This is a genomic window from Actinomyces sp. oral taxon 169 (assembly GCF_013394715.1).
Lineage (GTDB): Bacteria > Actinomycetota > Actinomycetes > Actinomycetales > Actinomycetaceae > Actinomyces.
The window spans coordinates 2,042,372-2,067,381 of the sequence record NZ_CP058259.1; the positions used below are offsets into that span (position 1 = coordinate 2,042,372).

General features: G+C 67.2%; 20 protein-coding genes and 2 tRNA genes. 10 read left to right on the top strand and 12 right to left on the bottom strand.

The genetic code is table 11. The annotated features are described in order from the left end of the window. Window positions 1-53 precede the first annotated feature (53 nt). The 4 genes from HW274_RS08730 to HW274_RS08745 all read right to left on the bottom strand — a co-directional run bounded on the left by HW274_RS08730 (window position 54) and on the right by HW274_RS08745 (window position 3,251). Window positions 54-386, bottom strand: a complete 333-nt coding sequence (locus tag HW274_RS08730) for a chorismate mutase (protein WP_185988609.1) — start codon at window positions 384-386, stop codon at window positions 54-56. After that, window positions 383-1,684, bottom strand: coding sequence for an ATP-dependent Clp protease ATP-binding subunit ClpX (gene clpX / locus HW274_RS08735; RefSeq protein WP_003786598.1), 1,302 nt, complete (start codon window positions 1,682-1,684; stop codon window positions 383-385). Before clpX ends, HW274_RS08730 begins: the two co-directional genes overlap by 4 nt. Window positions 1,685-1,936: 252 nt before the next feature. Further along, window positions 1,937-2,611 (bottom strand): ATP-dependent Clp protease proteolytic subunit, encoded by a 675-nt coding sequence (locus HW274_RS08740; RefSeq protein WP_075255158.1) that lies wholly within the window; start codon window positions 2,609-2,611, stop codon window positions 1,937-1,939. 1 nt (window position 2,612) lies between these two features. Continuing rightward, window positions 2,613-3,251, bottom strand: a complete 639-nt coding sequence (locus HW274_RS08745; RefSeq protein ID WP_003786603.1) for an ATP-dependent Clp protease proteolytic subunit — start codon at window positions 3,249-3,251, stop codon at window positions 2,613-2,615. A 316-nt stretch (window positions 3,252-3,567) separates the two neighbouring features. On the opposite strand from HW274_RS08745, the gene HW274_RS08750 reads away from it, so the two are divergent. Together HW274_RS08750 and HW274_RS08755 are read left to right on the top strand one after the other, a co-directional pair. Then, entirely contained in the window at window positions 3,568-3,936 is a 369-nt protein-coding gene (locus HW274_RS08750; protein ID WP_075255159.1) for a cupin domain-containing protein, read from the top strand. A gap of 574 nt (window positions 3,937-4,510) precedes the next feature. Continuing rightward, window positions 4,511-5,644, top strand: a complete 1,134-nt coding sequence (locus HW274_RS08755) for a glycosyltransferase family 2 protein (protein WP_075255160.1) — start codon at window positions 4,511-4,513, stop codon at window positions 5,642-5,644. A gap of 170 nt (window positions 5,645-5,814) precedes the next feature. On the opposite strand, the gene tig is transcribed toward HW274_RS08755, so the two are convergent. The 4 genes from tig to rpmF all read right to left on the bottom strand — a co-directional run bounded on the left by tig (window position 5,815) and on the right by rpmF (window position 7,849). Further along, on the bottom strand, window positions 5,815-7,176 hold the full coding sequence (tig, locus tag HW274_RS08760; protein ID WP_185988610.1) for a trigger factor: 1,362 nt from the start codon (window positions 7,174-7,176) through the stop codon (window positions 5,815-5,817). Window positions 7,177-7,457: 281 nt separating this feature from the next. Then, window positions 7,458-7,531: transfer RNA gene (locus HW274_RS08765), tRNA-Pro, on the bottom strand. Between the two features lie 48 nt (window positions 7,532-7,579). Continuing rightward, a tRNA-Gly gene (locus HW274_RS08770) sits at window positions 7,580-7,650 on the bottom strand. Window positions 7,651-7,684: 34 nt separating this feature from the next. Next, on the bottom strand, window positions 7,685-7,849 hold the full coding sequence (gene rpmF / locus HW274_RS08775; RefSeq protein ID WP_010613511.1) for a 50S ribosomal protein L32: 165 nt from the start codon (window positions 7,847-7,849) through the stop codon (window positions 7,685-7,687). A gap of 156 nt (window positions 7,850-8,005) precedes the next feature. Between rpmF and HW274_RS08780 the strand changes: the two genes are divergently transcribed. The 3 genes from HW274_RS08780 (at window position 8,006) to epsC (ending at window position 10,966) form a co-directional block, all read left to right on the top strand. After that, window positions 8,006-8,794: a YigZ family protein gene (locus tag HW274_RS08780; protein WP_185988611.1), complete on the top strand. Its 789-nt coding sequence runs from the start codon at window positions 8,006-8,008 to the stop codon at window positions 8,792-8,794. A gap of 541 nt (window positions 8,795-9,335) precedes the next feature. After that, window positions 9,336-10,265 (top strand): cysteine synthase A, encoded by a 930-nt coding sequence (gene cysK, locus HW274_RS08785; protein WP_003786612.1) that lies wholly within the window; start codon window positions 9,336-9,338, stop codon window positions 10,263-10,265. A gap of 125 nt (window positions 10,266-10,390) precedes the next feature. Beyond that, window positions 10,391-10,966 (top strand): serine O-acetyltransferase EpsC, encoded by a 576-nt coding sequence (gene epsC, locus HW274_RS08790; protein ID WP_185988612.1) that lies wholly within the window; start codon window positions 10,391-10,393, stop codon window positions 10,964-10,966. Between the two features lie 84 nt (window positions 10,967-11,050). Here epsC and HW274_RS08795 read toward each other — a convergent pair whose 3' ends face one another. The 3 genes from HW274_RS08795 to HW274_RS08805 are packed head-to-tail and all read right to left on the bottom strand — an operon-like array spanning window position 11,051 to window position 13,894. Further along, entirely contained in the window at window positions 11,051-12,349 is a 1,299-nt protein-coding gene (locus tag HW274_RS08795) for an alpha/beta fold hydrolase (protein WP_185988613.1), read from the bottom strand. Window positions 12,350-12,389: 40 nt separating this feature from the next. Beyond that, entirely contained in the window at window positions 12,390-13,391 is a 1,002-nt protein-coding gene (locus HW274_RS08800; protein WP_185988614.1) for an Fpg/Nei family DNA glycosylase, read from the bottom strand. Between the two features lie 2 nt (window positions 13,392-13,393). Then, window positions 13,394-13,894 carry a ribose-5-phosphate isomerase gene (locus HW274_RS08805; RefSeq protein ID WP_075255167.1) on the bottom strand — a complete coding sequence of 167 codons (501 nt, stop codon included), beginning with the start codon at window positions 13,892-13,894 and terminating at the stop codon, window positions 13,394-13,396. Window positions 13,895-13,992: 98 nt separating this feature from the next. On the opposite strand from HW274_RS08805, the gene HW274_RS08810 reads away from it, so the two are divergent. From HW274_RS08810 to pepN, 5 genes are all read left to right on the top strand, one after another. After that, window positions 13,993-16,173: a M13 family metallopeptidase gene (locus HW274_RS08810; RefSeq protein ID WP_260679040.1), complete on the top strand. Its 2,181-nt coding sequence runs from the start codon at window positions 13,993-13,995 to the stop codon at window positions 16,171-16,173. A gap of 203 nt (window positions 16,174-16,376) precedes the next feature. Beyond that, complete coding sequence (locus HW274_RS08815; RefSeq protein WP_185988615.1) at window positions 16,377-17,339, top strand: LPXTG cell wall anchor domain-containing protein; 963 nt, start codon at window positions 16,377-16,379, stop codon at window positions 17,337-17,339. A gap of 157 nt (window positions 17,340-17,496) precedes the next feature. Then, window positions 17,497-18,600, top strand: coding sequence for an LCP family protein (locus tag HW274_RS08820; RefSeq protein ID WP_185988616.1), 1,104 nt, complete (start codon window positions 17,497-17,499; stop codon window positions 18,598-18,600). Window positions 18,601-18,825: 225 nt separating this feature from the next. Beyond that, window positions 18,826-20,550: a peptidase gene (locus HW274_RS08825; RefSeq protein ID WP_185988617.1), complete on the top strand. Its 1,725-nt coding sequence runs from the start codon at window positions 18,826-18,828 to the stop codon at window positions 20,548-20,550. A gap of 192 nt (window positions 20,551-20,742) precedes the next feature. Then, window positions 20,743-23,343, top strand: coding sequence for an aminopeptidase N (gene pepN / locus HW274_RS08830; protein ID WP_185988618.1), 2,601 nt, complete (start codon window positions 20,743-20,745; stop codon window positions 23,341-23,343). A gap of 131 nt (window positions 23,344-23,474) precedes the next feature. Here the strand turns inward: pepN and HW274_RS08835 are convergent, their stop codons facing one another. Continuing rightward, a complete protein-coding gene (locus HW274_RS08835; protein WP_075255026.1) occupies window positions 23,475-24,923 on the bottom strand; it encodes a PTS transporter subunit EIIC in 1,449 nt (482 codons plus the stop codon). Between the last annotated feature and the right edge of the window lie 87 nt (window positions 24,924-25,010).

Genomic DNA, 25,010 nt, shown 5'->3' on the forward strand with positions numbered 1-25,010 from the left:
CGTATCACAGCGAGTCACCGGAAGCGCGCCTGACCGGATGCCTCCGGCGGTTCCTACGTCTCGGTCTGCTTGGCCTGCTCGGCCTCGTGGTCGTCGCGGATCTCCTCATGGTGCTGGATGACCTCAGCGACGATGAAGGTGAAGAACTTCTCGGCGAAGATCGGGTCCAGGCCGGAATCCTCGGCCAGGGCCCGCAGACGTGCCACCTGCTGCTGCTCGCGCCCGGGGTCGGCCGGCGGCAGATCGAGTCGGGCCTTGAGCAGTCCCACCTGCTGAGTGCAGCGGAACCGTTCGGCCAGGAGATGGACGAGGGCGGCGTCGAGGTTGTCAATGGTGGCCCGATAGACGGCCAGCTGTGGGGGGATGCCGCCCTGCTCCTCGCTCATGCGGTCCGGCTCCGCTCCCCCATCTTGTTCGTCGAGCGCAGCGTTCCCGAACCGGACTGGTAACTGGGCTTGCCGGTGCCCCTGACGGCATCGGCGTCAACGACGACGCGCCCGACCTCGGGCAGGGAGGGAACCTCGAACATGGCCTGTCCCAGGACCTCCTCGACGATGGAGGTCAGTCCCCGGGCGCCGGTCTTGCGCTCCAGGGCGAGGGAGGCCACCGCCTCAATGGCGGCATCGGTCAGCTCGAGCTCGACGCCGTCGAGACTGAAGAGGTACTGGTACTGGGAGACCAGAGCGTTCTTGGGCTCGGTCATGACGCGCACGAGCTCACGCACCCCCAGGTCCTGAACCGTGGCAATGACGGGCAGGCGGCCGATGAACTCGGGGATGAGGCCGAACTTGTGAAGGTCCTCGGGGCGTACCGGTGAGGTGAAGACGTCCTGCGATCCTGTGCTGCCGGTCAGCTGTGCCCCGAAGCCCACCATCTGGGCCCCGGACTCCTTGCGCTGACGCTGGCGCACGATCTCCTCAATACCGGCGAAGGCACCTGCGGCGATGAAGAGAATGTTAGTGGTGTCGATCTCCAGGAACTCCTGGTGCGGGTGCTTGCGCCCGCCGCCGGGCGGCACGGAGGCCGTTGTCCCCTCGATGATCTTGAGCAGTGCCTGCTGCACACCCTCACCCGAGACGTCGCGGGTGATCGACGGGTTCTCCGCCTTGCGACCGATCTTGTCGATCTCGTCGATGTAGATGATGCCCTTCTCAGCGCGCTTGACGTCACCGTCAGCGGCCTGGATGAGCTTGAGGAGGATGTTCTCCACGTCCTCACCGACGTACCCCGCCTCGGTCAGAGCCGTGGCATCGACGATGGCGAAGGGGACATCGAGAAGGCGGGCCAGGGTTCGGGCCAGGTGAGTCTTACCGGTTCCGGTGGGCCCCAGCAGCAGGATGTTGGACTTGCCCAGCTCCAGGCCGTCCCCCTCGGCCACGGAGCGCTCCTTGACCTGGACGCGCTTGTAGTGGTTGTAGACCGCCACACTCATGGCGCGCTTGGCGGCCTCCTGGCCGATGACGTACTGGTTGAGGAAGTCGAAGATCTCCTGGGGCTTGGGCAGCTCGAGAGGAACTCCGGCGCCAGAGTCGCTCAGCTCCTCGTCGACGATCTCATTGCACAGCTCGATGCACTCGTCGCAGATGTAGACACCGGGCCCGGCGATGAGCTTCTTGACCTGCTTCTGGCTCTTGCCGCAGAAGGAGCACTTGAGCAGATCCACACTCTCAGCGTTACGTGCCACAGTTTCCTCCAGGTTCGTCATCGGCCCCCGCACCCGGGCGGTCCTGCGTCAGCCTACGGGCTCAGACGGCAGGTGCGCCGAGGGCATGGCGGCGTGTCCAGTCCGCAATATGCCACGTTGGGCGCCACGCTGCCAGGGTTTGCTGGACTTATTTCCACCGCTGCGTGCGTGGCGCTCCCACCGCTCATGGGAGGGAGCGCCACACACGGCGTCAGTACGGCACCGACGGCCCGGCCTGCATCCCGGCACTCCTCAGGAGGAGTGCGGAGAGGCCGGCGCCTTGCGGGACGTGAGTACCTGGTCCACGATCCCGTACTCCTTGGCGGCGGCGGCCGTGAGAATCTTGTCGCGCTCGAGGTCGGCGTGGATCTTCTCGCGGTCCCGTCCGGTGTGCGCGGCCAGGGTGTCCTCCAGCCAGGAGCGCATGCGGTCGATCTCGTCGGCAACGATCTCGATGTCGCTGGCCTGGCCCTGCATCCCCTCCATGGCGGGCTGATGGATAAGGACGCGCGCATTGGGCAGGGCCAGGCGCTTGCCCTCACTACCGGCGGCCAGGAGCACGGCGGCGGCGGAGGCCGCCTGCCCCAGGCAGACGGTCTGCACCTGCGGCTTGATGTACTGCATGGTGTCGTAGATGGCCGTCAGCGCCGTGAAGGATCCGCCGGGGCTGTTGATGTACATGGTGATGAGGCCGTCTGGGTCCTGGGACTCCAGGACCAGGAGCTGGGCCATGATGTCGTCGGCGGAGGCGTCGTCGACCTGGACACCCATGAAGACGATGCGGTCCTCGAAGAGCTTGGCGTAGGGGTCCTGACGCTTGAAGCCGTAGGCGGTGCGCTCCTCGAACTGGGGCAGCACGTAACGAGCCTGCGGCATGGCACCGGCCTGGCGGGCGATGGCCTCGAAGTAGGGACGGGTCGAGGACATGTCAGTTGTCTCCGTTCTGCTTGCCGATCTCCCGGCTGGAGCGCACGATGTGGTCGACGAATCCGTACTCCAGGGCCTCCTGGGCCGAGAACCAGTGGTCGCGGTCGGAGTCGGCAATGATCTCCTCCACCGTGTGCCCGGTGTTGGCCGCGGTGATCTCAGCGAGCTCCTGCTTCATCTTGATGATGAGGTCGGCGTTGATGCGGATGTCGGTTGCCGAGCCCCCGGCACCACCGGAGGGCTGGTGCATAAGCACGCGGGCATGAGGGGTGAGATAGCGCTTGCCCTTGGCGCCGGCAGACAGCAGGTGCTGCCCCATGGAGGCGGCCAGCCCCGTGGCCACGGTGGCGACGTCGGGCTGGACGTACTGCATAGTGTCGTAGATGGCCATGCCGGCGGTCACCGAGCCGCCGGGGCTGTTGATGTAGAGGTAGATGTCCCGCTCGGGATCCTCGGCGGCCAGCAGCAGCATCTGGGCACAGATGGCGTTGGCGTTGTCGTCACGCACCTCGGAGCCGAGCCAGATGATGCGCTCCTTGAGGAGGCGGTTGTAGATGGAGTCGGTCAACCCCAGACCCGCGCCTGCGGCGTCGGCTGCCTGGGGAGGGGCGACCGCAGCGGGTGTGTAGAGCTCGCTCACGTCAGTCCTCTCATGGTCGGTGTCACCAACGCTAACGCGACCCCCTCGGCCACCATGCCCGCCATCGCACCCTTTTCGCCCACGGCGCAGGTGTGACGGCCACGAGGCGTCGCTCCTCGAGCATCCTGCCGATCACGACACCTTCCCCGACGGTCAGTACCTCGGCAGATCGCACCCTTCGCTCTTGTCACCAGTACTGTCTGCCATGACAGCATTATACGACGCCGGCGCGCCGTCACCTCATGGCATGCCCGGCCCAGCCCTCACAGCCCCACAACCCTCACAGTCCTGGCCGCCCAACACCGTAGGAGCACACATGTCCCCCTCGTCCAGCACCCCCTCCACCGAGTCCCTGTTCCAACTCGGCCTCAACGCCGCCCTGCCCGTCTCCGAGGAGGCGACCACCTCGCGGGTCGTCGTCAACAACGAGATCCTGCGCACCGTCGTCTTCACCTTCGACGCCGGCCAGGTCCTCACCGAGCACTCCTCCCCCAGGGCGGTGATCGTCACGCTCCTGGAGGGCGAGATGGACTTCTCCATCGGCGAGCGCACCGAGAGGATGGGCGCCGGGGACGTCATCTACCTGGCACCCGGCGACCGTCACGCACTGACGGCCGTGACGCCGTGCCGCATGCAGCTGGTGATGGTCGACGTCGACAAGGCAGCAGCAGCGAACGAGAAGTAGCCCGGGAGCGGGCAACCGCTTACCGATCGGGAGCCGTCAGGTTGACGGCCACCGCCGGGCGGGGTGGGAGCGAAGCACTGAGCCTTCGCCCCCACCCCGTTTCCTTGTGAAATCCACTAAGCCAAGCACCTCATCCGGCCGCAGCACAGACGGCGGACGACCAGGCACCATCTGACGTATCGCGCCCAGTGTCGGGGATCACTCGAATCCGTAGACTCAAGACAACGGTAAGCCAACTCACGCCCTCTTGTAGGAAAACTAAACCTTCCATCGGTTAGGTTGTAGGCGCCCGAGATCTTGACGTGACCCACTTCCCACACCGTGGCATCGGTGAGGGCGGCGTGGCACCATCGAATTTATCCGACCGATCGCATTGGGGTGCCCGCCTGCCTGACGACACCAAAACCCTCCAGCCCAGGCTTCACTCCGCCGTCAGTCAGCCATATTCTTTCACGATTCAATAACCCCGTCCCTGCTCGAACAACACGTCTTTTCCGCTTGCCGCACCACCCAGTAAGGGGCTACTCGTGTTCAGCACGTTCGCACAACTCCATGCATCAGAGAGGACCACTGCATGATCGTCATTACCCTGCTGGTGGGAATCCTGTTCTGGATCGGAATCGACATCTGGGCCGGCATCACCTCGAAGTGGTATAAAGCTGTGGAGCTGAATCCGAACATCACCTCGGACGACTTCAGCGTCCTGGTACCGATCTACGGTAATGTCAAGTACTTGCAGAACGCGGATTATCTGCGCCCCTATGGAGATCGAGTAGTCCTGTGCACCACCTCTGGTGAGTCAGAGGAGTTCTACCGCGACCTTGAGGACATCGCCATTCGCTACGGGTTCAGAATCTTCCGCAGCAACTACGTCCCACGCAAGGTGGGTCGCAAGCGGAGCACCTCGGGAATCACCCGGGACACGGTTGTCCGAGACGCGCTGCTGGCCGCTCCCCTCAACTCCTACATCGTCTGCCTTGACGCCGATACTACGGCGCAGGAGCCGCTGACCCATATCATCGGCGCCCTGGTGGCCAATAGGGCCGACTTCGCCTCAGTCACCATCGTGCCTCAGAAGAAGGGGCCCTTCATCGTCCAGATGCAGCGCCACGAGTACGTGGTCTCGATGCGCGCACGCAGAATCATGCCGTGGCTGCTCAGCGGCGCCCTTCACATCGGCAAGACCGACGTCATGCGCCAGATCATGGCTCGCCACTCACTGTTCTTCCAGGGCAATGACATCGAGTCCGGGATTATCGGAGACGCACTGGGATACAAGGCCGTTCACATTCTTGCCCACGTCAATACCAACGCACCCGACACACTGTACTCCTGGTGGCGCCAGCGAATCGCCTGGAGCGGTGGCTCCTTCAGGCTCTTCATCATCAACTTCAGATTCGTATTCCAGCATCCCTTCCTGTGGCTGTACAGCGGCATCGTGGTCATCAGCATGTTCGTGCTCAGGTGGATAGCCGTCGTCAATCCTGGGTGGACACTTCTTCTGGCACTGTTCATCTACTACGCCGCTATTGTGTGGCTTCACTGGGACCACGGAAATAAGTGGCTGATCTTCCAGCCCTTCTACTGCCTCTTCGTCAGTCTCATCGTGGTTCCGATCGGGGTCGCTTACTATTTCAAGATGGCGATTCCTGAGCGCAATTTCGGAGTCATTCGTCCCAAGCGCAAGGACCTCGTCACAGCGGGCTGATCGTCATCCGGGACGCATCCCGGCCAACGCGGGAGAGGTCGTCCCGGCAACACTCCCCCGCACGGCAACGGGCCCACCTTCCAGAAGAAGGTGGGCCCGTCTGTTCAGCTTGGGCGTCCCGTATGAGCGTGAACTCGCCTCAGCTCATACGCACCTTGAGCGCCATGGGCTCACTCGGCGTCCTCGCCCTCAGCGGAGTCGGCGTCCTGCGCAGCGGCGGCTGCGGCCTGAGCTGCCGCGGCGGCGTCATCCTCGTCGGAGCCGATGAAGGCGGACAGGTCCACGGTCTCCCCCTTGGAGTCAACCACCGCTGCCTGGCGCAGCGCCATGGCCAGAGACTTGTTGCGAGCGACCTCGGAGACAAAGGCGGGAATCTGCCCGGCCTGCTGAGCACCCTGGAGGAACTGGGCGGGCTCCATGCCGTACTGCTGGGCGGTCTGGAAGAGGAACTCCAGCAGCTCGTCCTGCGCCACACCGACCTTGAGGTCCTCAGCCAGGACATCGAGGATGATCTGGTCGCGCACACCGTTGACGATGTCCTCGCGGATCTCCTTGGCATGCTCCTCGTCGCCGTCCTTGCCCTCGGCCCGCAGGTGCTGGGCGACCTCGGCCTCGACAACTGCATCAGGGACGTCGAAGGCGACCTCGCTGCGCAGGTGCTCGAGGAGGGCGTCACGGGCGGCGACCGCCTGCTCGCCGGTCTTGCGCTCGGTGACCTGCTTGACAAGGTCCTCGCGCAACTCCTCGACGGTGTCGAACTCGGAGGCGAGCTGGGCGAACTCGTCGTCGACCTTGGGCAGCTCACGCTGCTTGACAGCAGTGGCTGTCACCGTGACCTCGGCCTGCTCACCGGCGTGCTCCCCGCCGGCCAGCTCGGTGGTGAAGGTGGCGGACTCGTCAGTCTTCAGACCGCGCAGGGCAGTGTCCAGGCCCTTGAGCATGTTGCCCTTGCCGATCTCGTAGGAGACGCCGGAGATGGAGTCGACCTCCTCGCCATCGATGACGGCCTTGAGGTCGATGGTGACGAAGTCACCGGTCTTGGCCTTGCGGCCCACGGACTTCAGAGAGCCGAAGCGGGCACGCAGGTTGTCCAGCTCGGTGTCGACGTCCTCATCGGTGACCTCGACGGCGTCCACGGTCAGCTTGGCCTTGCTCAGGTCCGGCAGCTCGATGACGGGGCGAACAGTGACCTCGGCGGTGAAGGCCAGCTGGCCGCCATTCTCTCCGGTGGCGTTGGGCAGCTCGACGACGTCGACCTCGGGCTGGAGCATGGGGACCCGCTCGGCCTCGGTGATGGCGTCCCGGTAGAAGTCGGAGAGCTTGTTGTTGACGGCCTCCTGGATGACGGTCCCGCGGCCGACGCGCTGGTCGATGACCCGGTTGGGGACGTGACCACGACGGAAGCCGGGGACCTGGATCTGGGAGCCGATCTCCTTGTAGGCGGCATCCAGGCTGGGCTTGAGCTCCTCATAGGGGACCTCAACGGTCAGCTTGATGCGACTGGGGTCAAGATTCTCGACAGTGGTCTTCACGGGGGTTGCTCCCAAGGTCTGAGTTCTGCGGTAACACCGACACGCTCGGAGGCGCTCGGCGGACGCGCGTCTGTGGCGTCAATCCGTGCCATCTTAGGGCAAACGGACAGTGGGATCGACGCTGCGTCCGCACCTGGCGCATGAGTCTGGACACAGGAGGTGACGCCGGGCGCGGCCGTCGTGGCCGCGGGGCGCATCGGCATATTCACGGGCCATGCATCCGCCTCGACACGCGCCTGAATGCGGTCTGCGCACGAGCCGTCCGCCCACGCGACGAGGAGTCGGGCTGGCGGGATTTGAACCCGCGGCCCCCTGCTCCCAAAGCAGGTGCGCTACCAAACTGCGCCACAGCCCGTGACGTGACGAAAGGGACCGCCGAGGAGCGGCCCCTTTCGGCTCACAGAGCGGGTGACGGGAATCGAACCCGCGCAATCTGCTTGGAAGGCAGAGGCTCTACCATTGAGCTACACCCGCATGGATGAAGGGTTTCACCCCTCCACCAGCAGCCTCACTGCTCGATGAGGCCCTCCTTGTAGGCCCGCGCCAGACGGCGAGGGACGGAGATCTCGCGGCCCTGGACGCGGACGGTGGTGAGCTCGGTGAGCTTGGCCTTCCACTGTGAGCGGCGGTTGCGGGTGTTGCTGCGGGACATCTTCCGCTTCGGCACTGCCATGGGCCCGCTCCTCTCTCATGAACCTTGGGGATCGGACGACCCCTCGAAACTGGACCGAGGGACACCATAACGACATCTCACGGACCGCTTCCAGTCCAAGACCGCATCAAGGCGTGTGACATCGGTCCCGAGTCCGCCCCGTGCGAGGATCCCGCCATGGCCCCGCACGCCCCTCGCACACCATCGCAGCAGCCGTCTCAGGAGCAACCATCCCCCGGACTCATCACCCTGGCCCGCGGCGAGCAGCCCGAGATCGACCTGGAGATCAAGAAATCCCACTTCCTGGCACGCGCCTGCCGCACGGACTCCATGGACGAGGCCCGCAGCTTCATCGCGGAGGTGCGCTCCACCTACCCCGACGCGCGCCACCACTGCTCGGCGCTGACGCTCACCGACCTCTCCGACGGACACGCCCTGGCCGCCCCGCCCCCACCCACCGAGCGCTCCAACGACGACGGCGAGCCCTCCGGCACGGCCGGCCAGCCCATGCTCGACGTCCTGAGAGGAACGGGACTGGCCAACACGACCGTCGTCGTCACCCGTTACTTCGGCGGAACGCTCCTGGGTACCGGCGGACTGGTGCGCGCCTACTCCGAGGCGACCGCTCAGGCGCTGCAGGCGGCTGCACGGGTCACCCTGACCCGGCTTCATCTGTGGGACCTGCGGGTTCCGGTGGCCCAGGCCGGCAGGATCGAGGCGGAGCTGCGCTCCCGCAACCCCACCGCAGCATCGGGGCCGACGGCGGAGGGCGGGACGGCCACCCCGGCCCCGACCATTCACGTCGAGGAGACGATCTGGGGACCGACCCACGCGGTCCTCGTGCTGGCCACGTCCTGCGCCGACCCTGAGCTCCTGCACGCCCCACTGGCGGCCCTGACCCGCGGCGAGGGGGCGGCAGAACCTGCCGGGAGCCGACTGGTCGAGGTCCCTGTGCCCCCGGCCTGAAGCCCAGGGGCGAGAACCCCCTCTCACCCGGATACGCCTACCAGGCGCCCGCGGACTCGGCCGCGCTCACGACCACGATGCGAGCAGATACCGGATGGATGTGGCGATCACCGTCGGAGGCGGGGTAGGGTTCAACCATCGGCCGGGGCACCACGCTCCGGATGAGCAGTTCACGCCCGGGTAGGCGCAGCCAGTCGCCGAGAGGAACTAAGGAGGACCCATGATGGTTAAGACCGTCATGTGCACCATGTCCTCGCCCTCCATGCCCATCGCGCCCGCGTGCTGCTGCTGCCGGTGTCGGTAGGGCGCCAGGCCACGACATCTGTGCGCGTACCGCTGCGCGCATGCCCGGCGCTCCCGGAGCAGGCGGCCATCCCTGCTGTTCGAGCCACTCCTCATGACGTGGCCCTCTGACGGACGCGGACCGTCCCACTTCTTTTTCTCTCACGAGTCCCCACGGGCCCGACGTCGCCTCATCACGCGGCACCGCCGGTCGCCATCACCGCAGGACTCACCCAACCCACACTCGAAGGACATCACTATGACGTACGCACCCGACGCAACCGCTCTGGTCGGCAACACCCCCCTGGTCCGCATCAACCGCGTCACCGACGGCGCCCCCGCCACCGTCCTGGCCAAGGTGGAGGCCTTCGAGCCGGCTGCCTCGGTCAAGGACCGCATCGCCCTGTCCATCGTGCGCGCCGCGGAGGCCTCCGGTGACCTCAAGCCCGGTGGCACCATCGTGGAGGCGACCTCCGGGAACACCGGCGTCGGCCTGGCCATGGTGGGAGCGGCCCTGGGATACAAGGTCATCATCACCATGCCCGAGACCATGTCCAAGGAGCGCCGGGCCATCATGCGCGCCTTCGGTGCGGAGCTGGTGCTGACCACCGAGGGCGGCGTAGCCGGAGCGGTCAAGCGGGCCGAGGAAATCCAGGCCGCCACCCCCAACTCGATCCTCGCCTCCCAGTTCGCCAACCCGGCCAATCCCAAGGTTCACCGCGAGACCACGGCCCGGGAGATCCTGGAGCAGACTGGGGGCGACATCGACGTCTTCGTGGCCGGCATCGGCACCGGGGGCACGCTGACCGGAGTGGGCCAGGTACTGCGCCAGGAGAAGCCCGGGGTGAAGATCTACGGCGTCGAGCCCTCCGAGTCCCCGCTGCTGAGCGAGGGCCAGGCCGCTCCCCACAAGATCCAGGGCCTGGGCCCCAACGTGGTTCCCGAGATCCTTGACCAGGGCATCTGGGACGAGCTGCTCCACATCGAGTCCGACGTCGCCATCACCTACGCTCGCCGGGCCGCTGCGGAGGAGGGCCTTCTGGTGGGGATCTCCTCGGGCGCCGCTCTGGCCGCCGCCAGCGAGCTGGCCAGGCGCCCTGAGTTCGAGGGCAAGACCATCGTCACCGTCCTGCCTGACACCGGTGAGCGCTACCTGTCCACCCCCTTGTTCAAGGACTTCCTCGACTGACTCCCCCGACGGCGGCGAACCTGGGAACAGGTGAGCCGCCGTCGGTGTTGTCACCGGCGCAGCGGGCGAGGTGAAGGCTCACCAGCCGACCTGAGCCGCACCTTCACCCTTCAGAGGAGCACACCATGCACAACTCCCAGCGGTCCCTTCTGGACCTGGCCCGCGACGACCTGGCCACGGCTCGCAAGCGCGACCCCGCCGCCCGCTCCAGCGTGGAGGTGGCCCTCCTCTACCCGGGTGTCCACGCCCTGTGGGCGCACCGGGCGGCTCACAAGCTGTGGCACAAGGGGTACCGCTTCGCGGCGCGCGCCCTGTCTCAAGCGGCCCGCAACTTCACCGGTATCGAGATCCACCCGGCCGCGAAGATCGGTGAGCGCTTCTTCATCGACCACGGCATGGGCGTGGTCATCGGTGAGACCGCGGAGGTCGGCGACGACGTCCTGCTGTTCCACGGAGTGACTCTGGGCGGGGTGTCGATGAGTCCGGGCAAGCGCCACCCCACCATCGGCAACAACGTGCAGATCGGCGCGGGCGCCAAGGTCCTGGGGCCGGTCACTGTCGAGGATGGGGCCAAGGTGGGGGCCAACGCAGTCCTGGTGAAGAACCTCCCGCAGGGTCATGTCGCCGTGGGCGTACCCAGCCGGGCCCGCGACCCCCGCACTGACCCTGAGCTCATGATGGACCCGACCATCTACATCTGAGCCGCCTCACGCCGTCCCTCGCGTGCTCCTCCACGCACCCGGCTCTGCCCCGGTGCGCCCACCGGGCGCACCGGGGCACACCTGTCAGCGAGCGATCACTCCGGCGGCCAGGTCGCGCAGGCGCTTGAAGACCCGACCGCCGGAGGCTCGTGAGCCGTCATGCTCGTACTCGCTGGTGATCCAGGTACGCAGGCCGGGGATGAGCGCGGCCGTCTCCAGGGAGGTGGTCATCGGCACGAACACGTCACGGGCGTAGACGGCGGCAGCCCCGGGGGTCGTCGCAGCCTTGAGACGGGCCGGGTCATAGAGCGCCGGCCACTCCTGCGCGGCCAGGAGGTCGGCCACCTCCAGCCAGGGGCTCAGACCGGCGTCCTCGACGAAGGCCTCACGGCGCACGTGCTCACCTGTCAGGAGGGTGGGATCGTCGTCGAAGACCGCGGGGCGCACCCGCTGGGCGGCCCAGTCAGTGGTGCCGGCGTCGGCCCAGCAGGACTCGTGGATGACGGCGTAGAGCGGGAACCTGCCGCCGAAGGGCAGGCACTGCCCCAAGTCGTAGCGGAAGGCCCAGGAGTCGGGGTCGCGCTCCAGGAGGTAGTGGATCGTGTCCGCTCCCCCGGCCCCGCCCAACAGGGCGCCCAGCGAGCGCAGGCGCTCGGGTCCCACGAGGTCCCCTCCCGCCGTCCTCAGCTCGCCCCGACCAGCCTTTTCAGCCAGGGACGCCATGCGGTCGCGGTCCTGAGGGAAACGGACGTAGTACTCCTCGCTCTTGAGGCGCATCGCCTCGTAGCTGAGGGCGTAGACCTCGTCGATGCTGTGCCCGACGGCGGGCAGGCCACCGGTGATGTAGACCTTCTCCAGGCTCTGGGCGTGCTCGGAGAGGTACCGGGTGACGCAGAACCCTCCGAAGGACTGGCCCAGCAGGCTCCAGCGCTCCAGGCCCAGAGCGCGGCGCAGGTCCTCGCAGTCCTCGACGATCTCATCGGCGCGCAGGTGGGTGAGCAGCCGGGCGGTGTCTGCGGGGGTGCCCGCGGCATCGGGCCGGTCCACCGGGCTGGAGGCTCCGGTGCCGCGCTGGTCGACGAGGATGAGTCGGTGGTGCTCGAGGATCGCACCGATCCAGCCGAGCCCGGAGTCGGCGCTGGGGCGCGGGGCCTCGCAGCCCGGCCCGCCCTGGAGGAAGACCAGTGGCGGCCGGGAGAGCGGGTCAATGCCCACGGCTGAGATCTCACGGGCGTAGACGGTGATGGACTCCGTCCCGTCCGGGGCTGAGTCACCCTGTCCGCTGCGGTCCAGGGGAACGGTCAGGTGGTGGTCGCGGGTCAGCAGGCCGGCGGTCAAGGAGAACCAGCTCGAGGAGTGCAGGGCGGGCGAGGCGTTCGACATGCCGCCACCTTAGTGGGACCCGAAGGGTCGCCAGCCGGTTTCAGTGGGCCTGGCAGGTCGGACACCAGAAGAGCCGGCGGGAGGCGACCTCCTGCTCCGCCACCGGGGTCCCGCAGCGCAGGCAGGGACGGCCGGTGCGGTGGTACACGTACCACCGGCCGGCCTCGGGGTCGTCAGGCGGCAGGGGGTCGGGGACGTCGTCGAGGTCGACAGTAGTGATGAAACCGGTGGCCACCCCGTACTCCATGAGGGGGCGCAGGTCCTCCCAGATGGCCCGCAGCCGCTCCCGGCTGATGCGGTTGCCCGCCCGGAAGGGCGAGACCCCAACCCGGAAGAGCGTCTCGGCCCGGTAGATGTTGCCGGCCCCGGAGATGACGGCCTGGTCCATGAGCAGCTCCCCGATGCTCTTGCGCCGCGAGCGCGCCTTGGCCACGAAGGCCTCCACGTCGCCGTCGGCGCGCAGCGGGTCCGGACCGAGGCGACGGCGCACAGCAGCCACGCCCTCGGCGTCAAGCAGCTCGCAGGCCGCCGGTCCGGTCAGGTCGGCCACCCCGTGCTCGCCGAGCAGCCGCAGCCGCACCGCGCCACGCGGCTCGGGAGGCTCCCACTCCTCGGGGGCGGGCCCGTGCGCGGCAGTGTCCCGGTCACCGGGTTCGAGGCTCCCGCCGTTCAGCCCGGTCAGGGCCGACCCTCCCCCACCTTTGAGGGCGTGCTCGCCGCGCTCCCCGACGCGCCGACGCGGCGCCCCGATGGCGTGGGGCGCCGTGAACTCACGGTCGCCGTCGAAGGTCCATGCCCCATACAGGCCCAGGTGGATCCGCAGCCAGGTGACGGAGGCGTCGTCGAGGGACATGTCGGCGCTGGGGCCGAAGGGCAGGAAGAGGTGCTTGCCGTGGGCCTGGCTGCCCAGGAGGACCTGACCGTCAAGACGGCTCGCCCCGTCGGCGAAACGCCCCTGCGGCGAGCGCACGCGCAGGCTCTGACCACCGTAAAGCTCGTCAAGGGCGGCGGCGAGCCGGTGGATGGTGTGCCCCTCCGGCATGCTCAGGCCCCGGTGGGGGCGCCGGTGGGATCAGCCGCTGGGGCTGGGGCGTCATGAACGCGGTTCTCGTAGTCGGTGAGCTGGGCGATGCGACGCACGTGGCGCTCATCGCCACTGAAGGGCTCGGCGAGAAAAGCATCGATGATCGCCAGGCCCGCCCCCAGATCGTGCATACGACCGCCCAGCGCGACGACGTTGGCGTTGTTGTGCTGGCGGGCAAGCCTGGCGGTCTCGATCGACCAGGCCAGGGCGGCACGCACCCCGTCCACCTTGTTGGCGGCGATCTGCTCCCCGTTGCCACTGCCTCCGAGAACAATGCCGAGGCTCCCGGCGTCGGCCACGACGGCCTCCCCGCAGGCCAGGCAGAAGGCGGGGTAGTCGTCATCCGGGTCGTAGGAGTGGGCTCCATGGTCGATGACGGTGTGCCCCTGCTCCCTCAAGTGCGCGCTCACGGCGCTCTTGAGCTCATAACCGGCGTGGTCGGAGGCGATATGGATGCGCATGGGCAGAATTGTGCCTCACGCGAACAGCGCTTCGCACCATGAGGCAATGGGCGCCGTCGGGGCGCCTGAGAGCAGCGGAGCGGGTTAGCGTGTCCGCTATGACTGACGCCTGCGCGACCTCACCGACTCCCACCGGCCCTGCATCGGACTCACCGGCCCAGCACTCTCAGCCGACGAGCAGTTCCCCTGCCGCCGACGCGGTCCTCGCCGGCGTGCTGGAGACCGCGCACACCGACACCTCGGTGCGTCCCCAGGACGACCTGTTCCGTTTCGTCAACGGCCAGTGGCTCGCGACTGCCGAGATCCCGGCGGACCGTCCCAGCAGCGGCGCCTTCACCACTTTGCGGGACGAGGCCGAGGCCGCCTGCCGCCAGATCGTCGAGGAGCTCGCCGAGCAGTTCTCCTCCGTGGCGCCCGAGGGGGCCTCGGAGGTCCTGGCCACCAACCGGGGCCGAGTCGGCGCCCTCTACGAGGCCTTCATGGACGAGGCCCACCTGGAGGAGCTCGGGGCCGAGCCTTTGGCTGAGGAGCTGGCGCCGGTGCTGGGCGCCTCCTCCAAGGAGGAGTTGGCCCGAGCCCTGGGAGAGATGACGCCCGTCGGCTTCATGGGCGTGGTCGGCGCAGATGTCGAGGTGGACATCAATGACCCGGAGCGCTACACGAGCTGGGTGGGGCAGTCGGGGCTGGGGCTGCCGGACGAGTCCTACTACCGGGAGGAGGCTCAGGCCCCGCTGCGCCAGGCCTACGTTGAGCACGTGGCCAGGATGATGGCGCTGGCGGGTCTGACGGACTCCTTCGGCGCCTCGGGTGAGGACCTCGCCGAACGGGTCATGGCCGTGGAGACCGCCCTGGCCAAGGGCCACTGGGACCGCGTCACCTGCCGTGACGTGGAGAAGATGAACAACCCGATGTCCTGGCGGCAGATCGTGGACTCGGCCCCGAACCTGCCCTGGGACGAGTGGCGCGAGGGGATCCGTGCGGCCGCCCGGGACGCCGGCGTCGAGCAGACCGCCTTCCTCGAGGAGGCCATCGTCACCCAGCCCGACTATCTTCCCCACGCGGCCGGCGTCTGGCAGGAGACCGACCTGGAGGATCTCCAGGCCTGGGCCGCCTGGCACGTCGTTCACGGACGGGCCTCCCTGCTGTCGGCGGCCTTCGTGGAGGAGAACTTCGACTTCTACGGCCGCACGCTCCAGGGGACAGACGAGCTGCGGCCCCGCTGGAAGCGCGGCGTCGGTCTGGTGGAGTCCTGCCTGGGTGAGGCACTGGGTGAGATCTACGTGGAGCGGCACTTCCCGCCGTCGCACAAGTCGGCGATGGAGGCCCTGGTGGGTCGGCTCATCGAGGCCTACCACCAGTCCATCTCCTCGTTGGAGTGGATGAGTCCGGCCACACGGGAGCGGGCCCTGGAGAAGCTGGCGCTGTTCACCCCGAAGATCGGCTACCCGGTGCGCTGGCGCGACTACTCCGCCGTCGAGGTCGTCCCCGGGGACGTCCTGGCCTCGGTGCGCAGCGTGGAGCGGGCCGATATGGCCTACTCGCTGAACAAGCTGACCAAGCCAGTGGATCGCGACGAGTGGCACATGACCCCCCAGACGGTCAACGCCTACTACAACCCCACCATGAATGAGATCGTCTTCCCCGCAGCGATCCTTCAACCCCCCTTCTTCGACCCGCAGGCCGACGACGCCGTGAACTACGCGGGGATCGGCGCCGTCATCGGCCACGAGATCGGCCACGGCTTCGATGACCAGGGATCCACCTTCGACGGCACCGGAAAGGTCAGCGACTGGTGGACCCAGGAGGACCGAGAGGCCTTCACCGAGCGCACGAGCGCGCTCATCAGCCAGTACGACGCCTACACGCCCGAGGTCGTCGTCGCCAAGCACCGGGACGCGGGCACGGCGCAGGAGGAGATCCCGCACGTCAACGGTGCTTTGACCATCGGCGAGAACATTGGCGACCTGGGTGGCCTGGGCATCGCCCTCAAGGCCTACTCCCTGGCCCTGGCCGACGCCGGCATCCCTTCAGTGGATGAGGCTCCTGTCATCGACGGGCTCACCGGCCTGCAGCGCTTCTTCTACTCCTGGGCACGGATCTGGCGCTCCAAGAGCCGTCCGGACTACGCCGAGCTCCTTCTGACAGTCGATCCGCACTCGCCGGCGGAGTTCCGTTGTAACGGGATCGTGCGCAATGTGGATGCCTTTTACAAGGCCTTCGCGGTGGATTCCAACGATGCCCTGTGGTTGCCCCCAAACGAGCGGGTCTCTATTTGGTAAATGGCCCGGTTGCTCGGATTCGAGCCCCAGGGTCCGAAACTCGTTGCCCCACTTAGAAGAATCCACAACTACTCACGACTGAGGTCGATACCTCATTCACAAAAAACCATGGAACCTCACCCTGAAGAACGCTAGGGTGGGGGCAACGCGGTGACACCCCGACTCACCGGTTGCCACCTATCCCCTTATATCTAGGAGTACTCATGCGTCTCGGACGCCCCCTGGCCGCCGCGAGCGTGATGGCCGCCGCCATCGGCGCCTCCCTTGCCGCCTCCCCCGCCCTGGCCGGCGACTCCCTCGCCTTCAAGTTCGCCGAGGACCAGCAGGTCATCGTCAACCCCTCGGACACCGCCTTCTCGGTGTCGGGCACCGGCTGCACCGGCAAGGACGCGGCTGTCGGCATCGCCCTCCACACCTCGAAGGGCGAGATGTCCACCATCGTGAAGGCCACCCCTGACGCCGAGGGCAACTGGTCCACCACGCTGAACATCCCCGAGCTGGTCAAGTCCACTGGCGCTGAGGCCAAGACGGACGGCTCGGACGACGGCTGGTCCCTCGTGGCCGGTTGCGTCTCCTACGGCGAGGAGAAGGGCCAGGACCAGCAGGGCATCGCCTTCGACGACACCGACGTGGACGGCACCTACAAGATCACCACCGACGAGAACGGCGCTCAGAAGATCGCGGTGGACGTCAAGGGCTTCTCCCCCAAGGAGAAGGTCACCCTCACCCTGGTCAGCAAGACCAACTCCTCCAAGACCTACCCCGTCGGCACGCTGGAGGCTGACGCCAACGGCAACGTCACGGGCGAGCTTCCGGCCCCCTCGAACGTGGATGACGGCGAGTACACGCTGACCATCGAGGGCGACCGCTACGGCGAGGGCGGCAGCTCCAACAAGACCGTCGTCGCCAAGGGCGGCTCCCTCGACCTCGTGGAGAACGGTGACAACGGCATCACCGACAACGGTGGCGCCACCGCCAGCCCGACCGCTCCCGCCACCAACGGCAGCGTGAACGTCCCGGCCAGCACCGAGGCCACCCCTGCGGCCTCCACCTCGGGCAAGCCCCTGGCCCAGACCGGTGCCAACGGCCTGCTCTTCGGCGGCATTGCCGCGGCCCTCGTGGCCATCGGTGGCGGTGCCCTCGTCGTGCGTCGTCGTAAGGCCTGATCGCCTCCTCCCAGTCTGACTGGGAACACCTTCCCGCCGGGGAGACAGCACTGCACGTGCTGTCTCCCCGGCGGTCTCATTCCATCCCGCCACCGCCACACGGCGCGCGCATCCACGCCTGACGACACTGCACCGCCCCGAAGCGGACACTGAGACCATGGACACCACCTCCCACGACGAGCACAGCGCAGCCCCCTCGGAGGCCTCGGAAGCCACCGGGAACCCCGCCGACACCACCTCCCTCCAGCCACTGCGAGGCCGTCGAGATCGGGGCGGCACAGGCATCAGGCGCTGGTCGAGGCGACGCACGATCGTCGTCGGCCTGAGCACTGCGGTCATGACGACCGCCCTGGCGCTGGGGACGGACGTGGCCGTCCTGGTTCATCGCCCCGCACGCGTCGATATCGCCATGCCCTCCACCTCCTCCCCGACGGCCGGCGAGACTTGGCTGATCCTGGGAACCGACTCGCGCGCCACCGTGCCGGGAGACCAGAGCCGCTACGGAACCACTCAGGAGGTGGAGGGCTCCCGCGCCGACGTCATCGCCCTGGTACGCCCATCCCAGGACGGACTCACCGTCATCAACCTGCCCCGGGACCTGACCGTCAACAGCAAGGGCATGGAGCTGGACCGCCTGGCCACCACCTACGTCCCGGGACCGCAGAACACGGTCAACGCCCTGTGCACCGGCCTGGGAATCCCCACCACGCATCTGGTGACCATCGACATGGCTCAGTTCGCCACCATCATCGACTCCCTGGGAGGCGTTGAGGTGGACATCCCTGAGCCCGTTCGAGACGCCTACACCGGCCTGAACCTCACCTCCGCAGGCCACCACCGGCTCAGCGGGATCGACACCCTGGCCCTTGTCCGCTCACGGCACCCGGAGATCCTGCGCGACGGCAGCTGGGTGGCCATGAGCCAGGCCGACGGCGCCCAACGCCGCAGCCAGTCCACGGCCACCGTCATGCAGGCCGCACTGTCCGCCATCGGGCAGAGAGCCAGTAACCCCATCTCGCTCCATCAGCTGGCGCACACCGTGGCCGGGAACATCACCCTGGACTCAGGTACCGGGCTCGCAGACCTGGTCTCACTGGGACGCAGCGCCTCCAAATCCGGACGGGCCGGAGCCACGACGGTCATCGACCTTCCGACGGGGCCTCGGGATGAGTCGATCATCGTCTCCCCCAACCAGGAGTCGCGTGATCTGCTTGCCGGCTACGGGTACAGGCCCAAAACCTGTCGGCCAGCGGGCACCTAGTCACTCACCGGAGAGACCCCGAGGGTTTCCCGCCACATCAGCCTTTCGTCGCCCTTCCGACACGACCACCCCACATTTTCACGTGAGCGAGAGCACTCCCACATGTGGCTGGTATCACCTCAGAGACCCACGTCCTCGCCCTATTCATCGTTACGGTAGATAACGAGTCGACGAAGAATCGGATCGCCGGCAACCATCGTTCCCCCGTCAGACCTAGGAGGACACATGCGTCTTGGACGCCCCTTGGCCGCAGCCAGCGCGGTGGCCGCAATGACCGGAGCCTCGCTCATTGCCTCCCCCGTTCTCGCCAACAGCTCCAACAGCAACAGCTCGAGCACCCCCAGCAGCACCGCCGAGGCCACCACGCCCCCCGGCAGCCCTGCTCAGCCCAGCCCGACGCCCGGCAAGACTGGCGAGACCACTCCGGCCCCCGGCAAGACCAGCGCTGGCAGCAGCTTCAAGATCACTCAGGAGAAGACCTTCGCCTCCTCCAGCACCAACACGTCCTTCACCATCTCGGGAACCGGCTGCACCGGGAAGCAGGCCACCGTCGGCATCGCGCTGTACGCACCTGACGGCTCCGTTTCCGACGTCGTCAAGACCGAGGCGGCTGAGGACGGCAGCTGGACCTCCGACCTCGACCTGGCGGCGCTCATCAAGTCCATCGGCACAACCACCGCCACCACCACTGACGGGTGGACCATTGGCGCCGGCTGCATGACCTACGGCGACAAGACCGAGATGACCCAGGTCACCAAGCAGCAGCAGACGCAGATCTACTTCGACGACACGCGTATCTCCGGCTCCTACGAGGTCTCCGCCCGTACGGAGAGCCAGTCCCAGACCTTCACCTTCCACGCCCAGGGCTTCTACGCCAGCGAGAAGGTCACGGTCCTCCTCAGGAGCAAGAGCGACTCCAGCGTCAGCTACACCCTTGGTGAGCTGACGGTTGACGCCAACGGCAACCTCACGGGCAACCTGCCCGCTCCCACTGACGCCCCCGACGGGGAGTACGTCCTGGTGCTGACCGGCTCTCACCACAGCGAGACGGCCACCAGCCAGACCGTCACCACGGTCTCCCAGCACACCTTCACCATCGCGAGCTCCGAGCGCTCCACCACCGCCGAGACCGAGACCTCCGAGCAGAAGACCACCGAGAACAACGGTGGCGGCGACAAGACCTCCGAGCAGAAGACCACCGAGAACAACGGCGGTGGCGACAAGACCTCCGAGCAGAAGACCACCGAGAACAACGGTGGCGGCGACAAGACCACGGAGCAGAAGACCACCGAGAACAACGGTGGCGGCGACAAGACCACGGAGCAGAAGACCACCGAGAACAACGGTGGCGGCGACAAGACCACGGAGCAGAAGACCACCGAGAACAACGGCGGTGGCGACAAGACCTCCGAGCAGAACACCACCGAGCGTTCCACCTCCGAGCGTCAGAACTCGGAGCAGAACACCACCGAGCGCTCAACCTCCGAGCGTCAGAGCACTGAGCAGAAGACCACTGAGCAGAACACCACTGAGCGCTCGGCTTCTGAGAACAACGGTGGCGGCAACAAGCAGGCCGGCGGTGACAAGACCACCGAGCAGAAGGCCAGCGAGAAGAAGACCACCGAGAACAACGGTGGCGGCAACAACGGCGGAAGCAACAGCAACAATGCCAACGCCGGCAGCGACAAGCAGGCCGGTGGAGACAAGCAGGCCAAGGCCGACGAGAACAAGGCCGGCGAGAACAAGGCTGGAGCCGACAAGGGCAACAACTTGAGCTCGAACGCCAAGGACTCCTCCTCGGAGAACCGGGCCGGCGGTGAGACCACCAAGGACAGCGACAGCTCCCTGGCCCGTACCGGTGCCAACGGCCTGCTCTTCGGCGGAATCGCCGCGTTCCTGGTCGTGGCTGGAGGCACCGCCCTGGTGCTGCGTCGCCGCAACAAGGCCTGAGCCGCATCTGACCTGATCCGCTGACGTTCCCACGTCCATGGGAACAGCCTCGATGCCGGGGGACGACACGCCACGTGTCGTCCCCCGGCATCGTCGTGCCGTACCTCAGGCACTGCCGGTGTCGATCAGAAGGTGAGACAATCGCCCGGCGCGCCCCCATGGGCCGCGCATCCCTCGCAGACAGGAGTTCTTATGCCCGGTCAGAACCTGACTCGTCTTGAGGCCGCCGAACGCAGCGCAACCGTACGGACCCAGAGCTATGACATCGTCCTCGATCTCACGCGCGGCGAGACGGTCTTCGGCTCCACCACCACGGCGCGGTTCACGGCCACCCCGGGTTCCTCCACCTTCATCGACCTCGTCGCACCGACGGTCCGCTCCATCACGCTCAACGGCACCCCTCTTGACCCCGCCGAGGTCTATGCGGACTCACGTATCGCGCTGAAGGATCTGGCCGCGGACAATGAGCTGGTCGTCGTCGCCGACTGCGCCTACATGCACACCGGAGAGGGGCTGCACCGCTTCACCGACCCGGCCGATGGCGAGACCTATCTCTACAGCCAGTTCGAGGTCCCTGACTCCCGGCGGGTATTCGCCGTCTTCGAGCAGCCCGATCTCAAGGCCTCCTTCACCTTCACCGTCACTGCGCCGTCGAGCTGGACGGTGCTGTCCAACTCCCCCACTCCTGACCCGACTCCCACCAAGGCCTCCGACGGCTCAGGAGATGCCCACATCTTCGCCTTCGCCCCTACCGAGCCCATGAGCTCCTACGTCACGGCCATCGTCGCCGGGCCCTATGTCGGTGCGACCGACGAGTACGTCGCCGAAGACGGACGCACCGTGCCCCTGGGGGTCTACTGCCGAAAGAGTCTGGTCGAGCACATGGACTCAGAGGAGATCCTGGACCTGACCAAGCGGGGCTTCGCCTACTACGAGGACCTGTTCGCCACCCCCTACGCCTTCACCAAGTACGACCAGGTCTTCGTTCCCGAGTTCAACGCCGGAGCGATGGAGAACGCCGGCTGCGTCACCCACCGCGACGACTACATCTTCCGCTCCAGGCCCGTCGAGGCCCGCGTGGAGCGGCGAGCCGTGACGATCCTGCACGAGCTGGCCCACATGTGGTTCGGGGACATGGTCACCATGACCTGGTGGAACGACCTGTGGCTCAACGAGTCCTTCGCCGAGTACACCTCCACCCTGGCCACCGCCGAGATCACCCGCTGGAACCAGGCCTGGACGACCTTCCAGACCCTGGAGAAGGGGTGGGCCTACAAGCAGGACCAGCTGTCCTCCACCCACCCCGTGGCCGCGGAGATCCACGACCTGCACGACGTCGAGGTCAACTTCGACGGAATCACCTACGCCAAGGGGGCCTCTGTCCTGGCCGCGCTCGTGGGATACGTGGGCCGTGACAACTTCTTCGCCGGCATCCAGCGCTACCTGGCGGCGCACGCCTACGCCAACGCCGAGCTGAGCGACCTGCTCCGCGAGCTGGAGGCGGTCTCGGGACGCGACCTGAGTACCTGGACCCGCCTGTGGCTCCAGGAGGCCGGTGTGACGACCCTGCGCACGCAGCTGGTCACCGACGCAGATGGCCTCATCACTCATGCGGCCGTCCGCCAGGAGATCCCCGCCGACTCTCCGGCCTCGCTGCGCCCGCACCGGGTGGCGATCGGCTGCTACACCCTGACCGGCCAGGGAGCCGAGGCACGCCTGGAGCGCACCAACCGTATCGAGCTCGACGTCGACGGGGAGCTGACCGAGGTTCCCGAGCTGGTCGGCACCAAGCGGGCGGATGTCCTCGTCCTCAACGACGACGACCTCACCTACGCCAAGGTCCGCCTCGATGAGGACTCACTGTCCTTCGGCCTCGGGCACATCGAGGCCTTCACCGACTCCCTGCCGCGCTCCATCGTCCTGGCCTCGGCCTGGGACATGGTGCGCGACGGCGAGCTCGCCGCCTCCCGATTCCTCGACGCGGCCCTGCGGGCGCTGGGCGTGGAGGAGCATTCCTCGGTCATCCAGGGACTGCTGGGACGTATCACCACCTGCCTGTCCGGTTTCCTGCCCCCGGCCGTGCGCCGCGACCTCGCCCCCGGCACCGCCGACCGGCTGCTGGGGCTGGCGCGGGCGGCCCAGCCCGGCAGCGACAAGCAGCTCCAGCTGGTCCGGGCCCTGGCCGCGCACGCCGTCACCGATGAACAGCTCGACGTCGTCGCCGGGCTTGTCGAGGGGAGCCAGGCTCTGGACGGTCTCGACGTCGACCAGGACCTGCGCTGGGACCTGCTGATCGGCCTGGTGGCCGCCGGCCGCAGCGGGGAGGAGCAGATCCGCACCGAGGAGACCCGGGACCGCACGACCACGGGACGTGAGCGCGCCGCCGAGGCCCGGGCATCGATTCCGACCCCGGAGGCGAAGCAGGCCACCTGGCGGACCCTTGTCGACGACGCCTCCATGCCCAATGAGACCCAGGTGCGCGTCCTGCGGGGCCTGACCAATGTCGAGCGCCACCCCGAGCTGCTGGTTCCCTTCGTGGGGGCGTATGTGGAGGCCATCGACTCCGTGTGGTCCTCGCGCACCTTCCACATGGCCGAGAACCTGCTGACGGGCCTGTGGTCCTGTGCCACGGTGGGCCTGGAGGGCGCTGACGACCCGGCCGCCGCCCTGACGGGATGGTTGGAGTCCCACGCCCAGGCCCCGGCCGCATTGCGACGGATCGTGCGCGAGAACCTCGACGACACGCAGCGCGTGGCCAGAGCGCAGGCCGCGGAGGCCCGGAGCGTCGAGTAGCCGACTCGGGTCCTGGTCCGGGTCGCACCCCGGTCCAGGACCCGACGACACCATGAGTTGGGGCCGAGCGCATGATGCGTTCGGCCCCAACTCGTGAGGTGCCGGCCCCGACATCCCGGCACCCGAATCTCTCAACGCCCAGACGACTCCGCGGCCTTCTTGCCCGTGGACGTGGCGGCGGCGTCCTGCGCGGCGGCGAAGGCGTCGACGTCGTCGTCCTCACGCCCAGGGGTCTTGAAGTCGAACTTGACGATGAGGAACCTGAAGAGGAAGTAGTAGATGACGGCGTAGACCAGTCCCATGATGACGATCATGAGTGGTCCGCGGACCACGCCACCGGAGAGATCAGCGGACTTGCCGAAGTTGAGCAGGTAGTCGATCGCTCCGGCGGAGAAGGCGAAGCCGTCCTTCGCTCCCAGGAGGTTGGCGATGGCCAGGGAGGAACCGGTCAGCACCGCGTGGACGGCGTAGATCGGGAAGGCCACATAGGCGAAGGCGTACTCGAGGGGCTCGGTGATGCCGGTGATGAAGGCGGTCAGGGCCACCGAGACCATGAGGGCGCCGGTCGCCTTGCGCTTGGCGGGCTTGGCGGTGTGCCAGATGGCCAGTGCGGCGGCGGGCAGCGCGAACATCATGATCGGGAAGAAGCCGGTCGTGAAGCCCCCGGTCCAGGAGTTCGAGCCGTCCACGCCCTGGAAGAAGCAGGTGATGTCACCGTGCGCCGTATCCCCGGAGGCCGTCTGGCAGGAGCCGAGCTGGAACCAGGGCACGGAGTTGAGCAGGTGGTGCAGACCGAAGGGAATGAGCAGGCGGTTGACGGTACCGAAGACGAAGACCGCCAGAGCTCCGGCGATGCCCTTGGAGTTCCCGGCGTTGATGAGCCAGCCGCCGAGCTGTTCGTTGATGAGCCAGTTGAAGGCCGGGTAGAGCGCCGACATCACCAGGGCGACGACAAGAGCGGCACCGGAGGTGACGATGGGGACGAAGCGGCGTCCGCCAAAGAAGGCCAGCCAGTCGGGCAGCTTGACGCGGTAGTAGCGCTGCCAGAGCAGGGCAGCGACGACGCCGATGACGATGCCGCCCAGCACCCCGTAGTTGATGGGCGTCTGAGTGGGAATGTCACAGAGCTTGATTCCCTGGTTCCAGGGGCCGACCTGTGCGATCTTCCCCGTGGCGGGATCGAAGGAGTGGAGGCAGTCGAGGGCCTCCTTGCTCAGGGGCGCGGGCTTGCCCATGATGATGGGGGACATGGTCCAGGTGACGGCCCGGTAGACGAGGAAGCCGAACAGCGCGGCCACCCCGGTGGAGCCGTCGGCCTTCTTGGCGAATCCCACGGCGACGCCAACGGCGAAGATGAGGGGCAGGTTGTCGAAGACCGCCCCACCGGCCGCACTGAAGATGTCTGCGACGGGCTGCAACCAGGACGCCTTCGCGGCGAGCCCCTCCGCCCCCAGCATGTCCGCCTGCCCCAGACGCAGCAGCAGACCCGCTGCCGGGAGCGTGGCGATGGGCAGCATCAAAGATCTCCCCAGACGCTGGGCAAGGGCGAAGGCACCGCCCGTCTTCTTCTTGACTGACATGAGTGTTCTCCAGTTCAGGATCGCGCGGCAGCACTGCCGCGTCAGAGATAGCCACCGTGACGGTGGTAGTCGGGACGGATCGACACC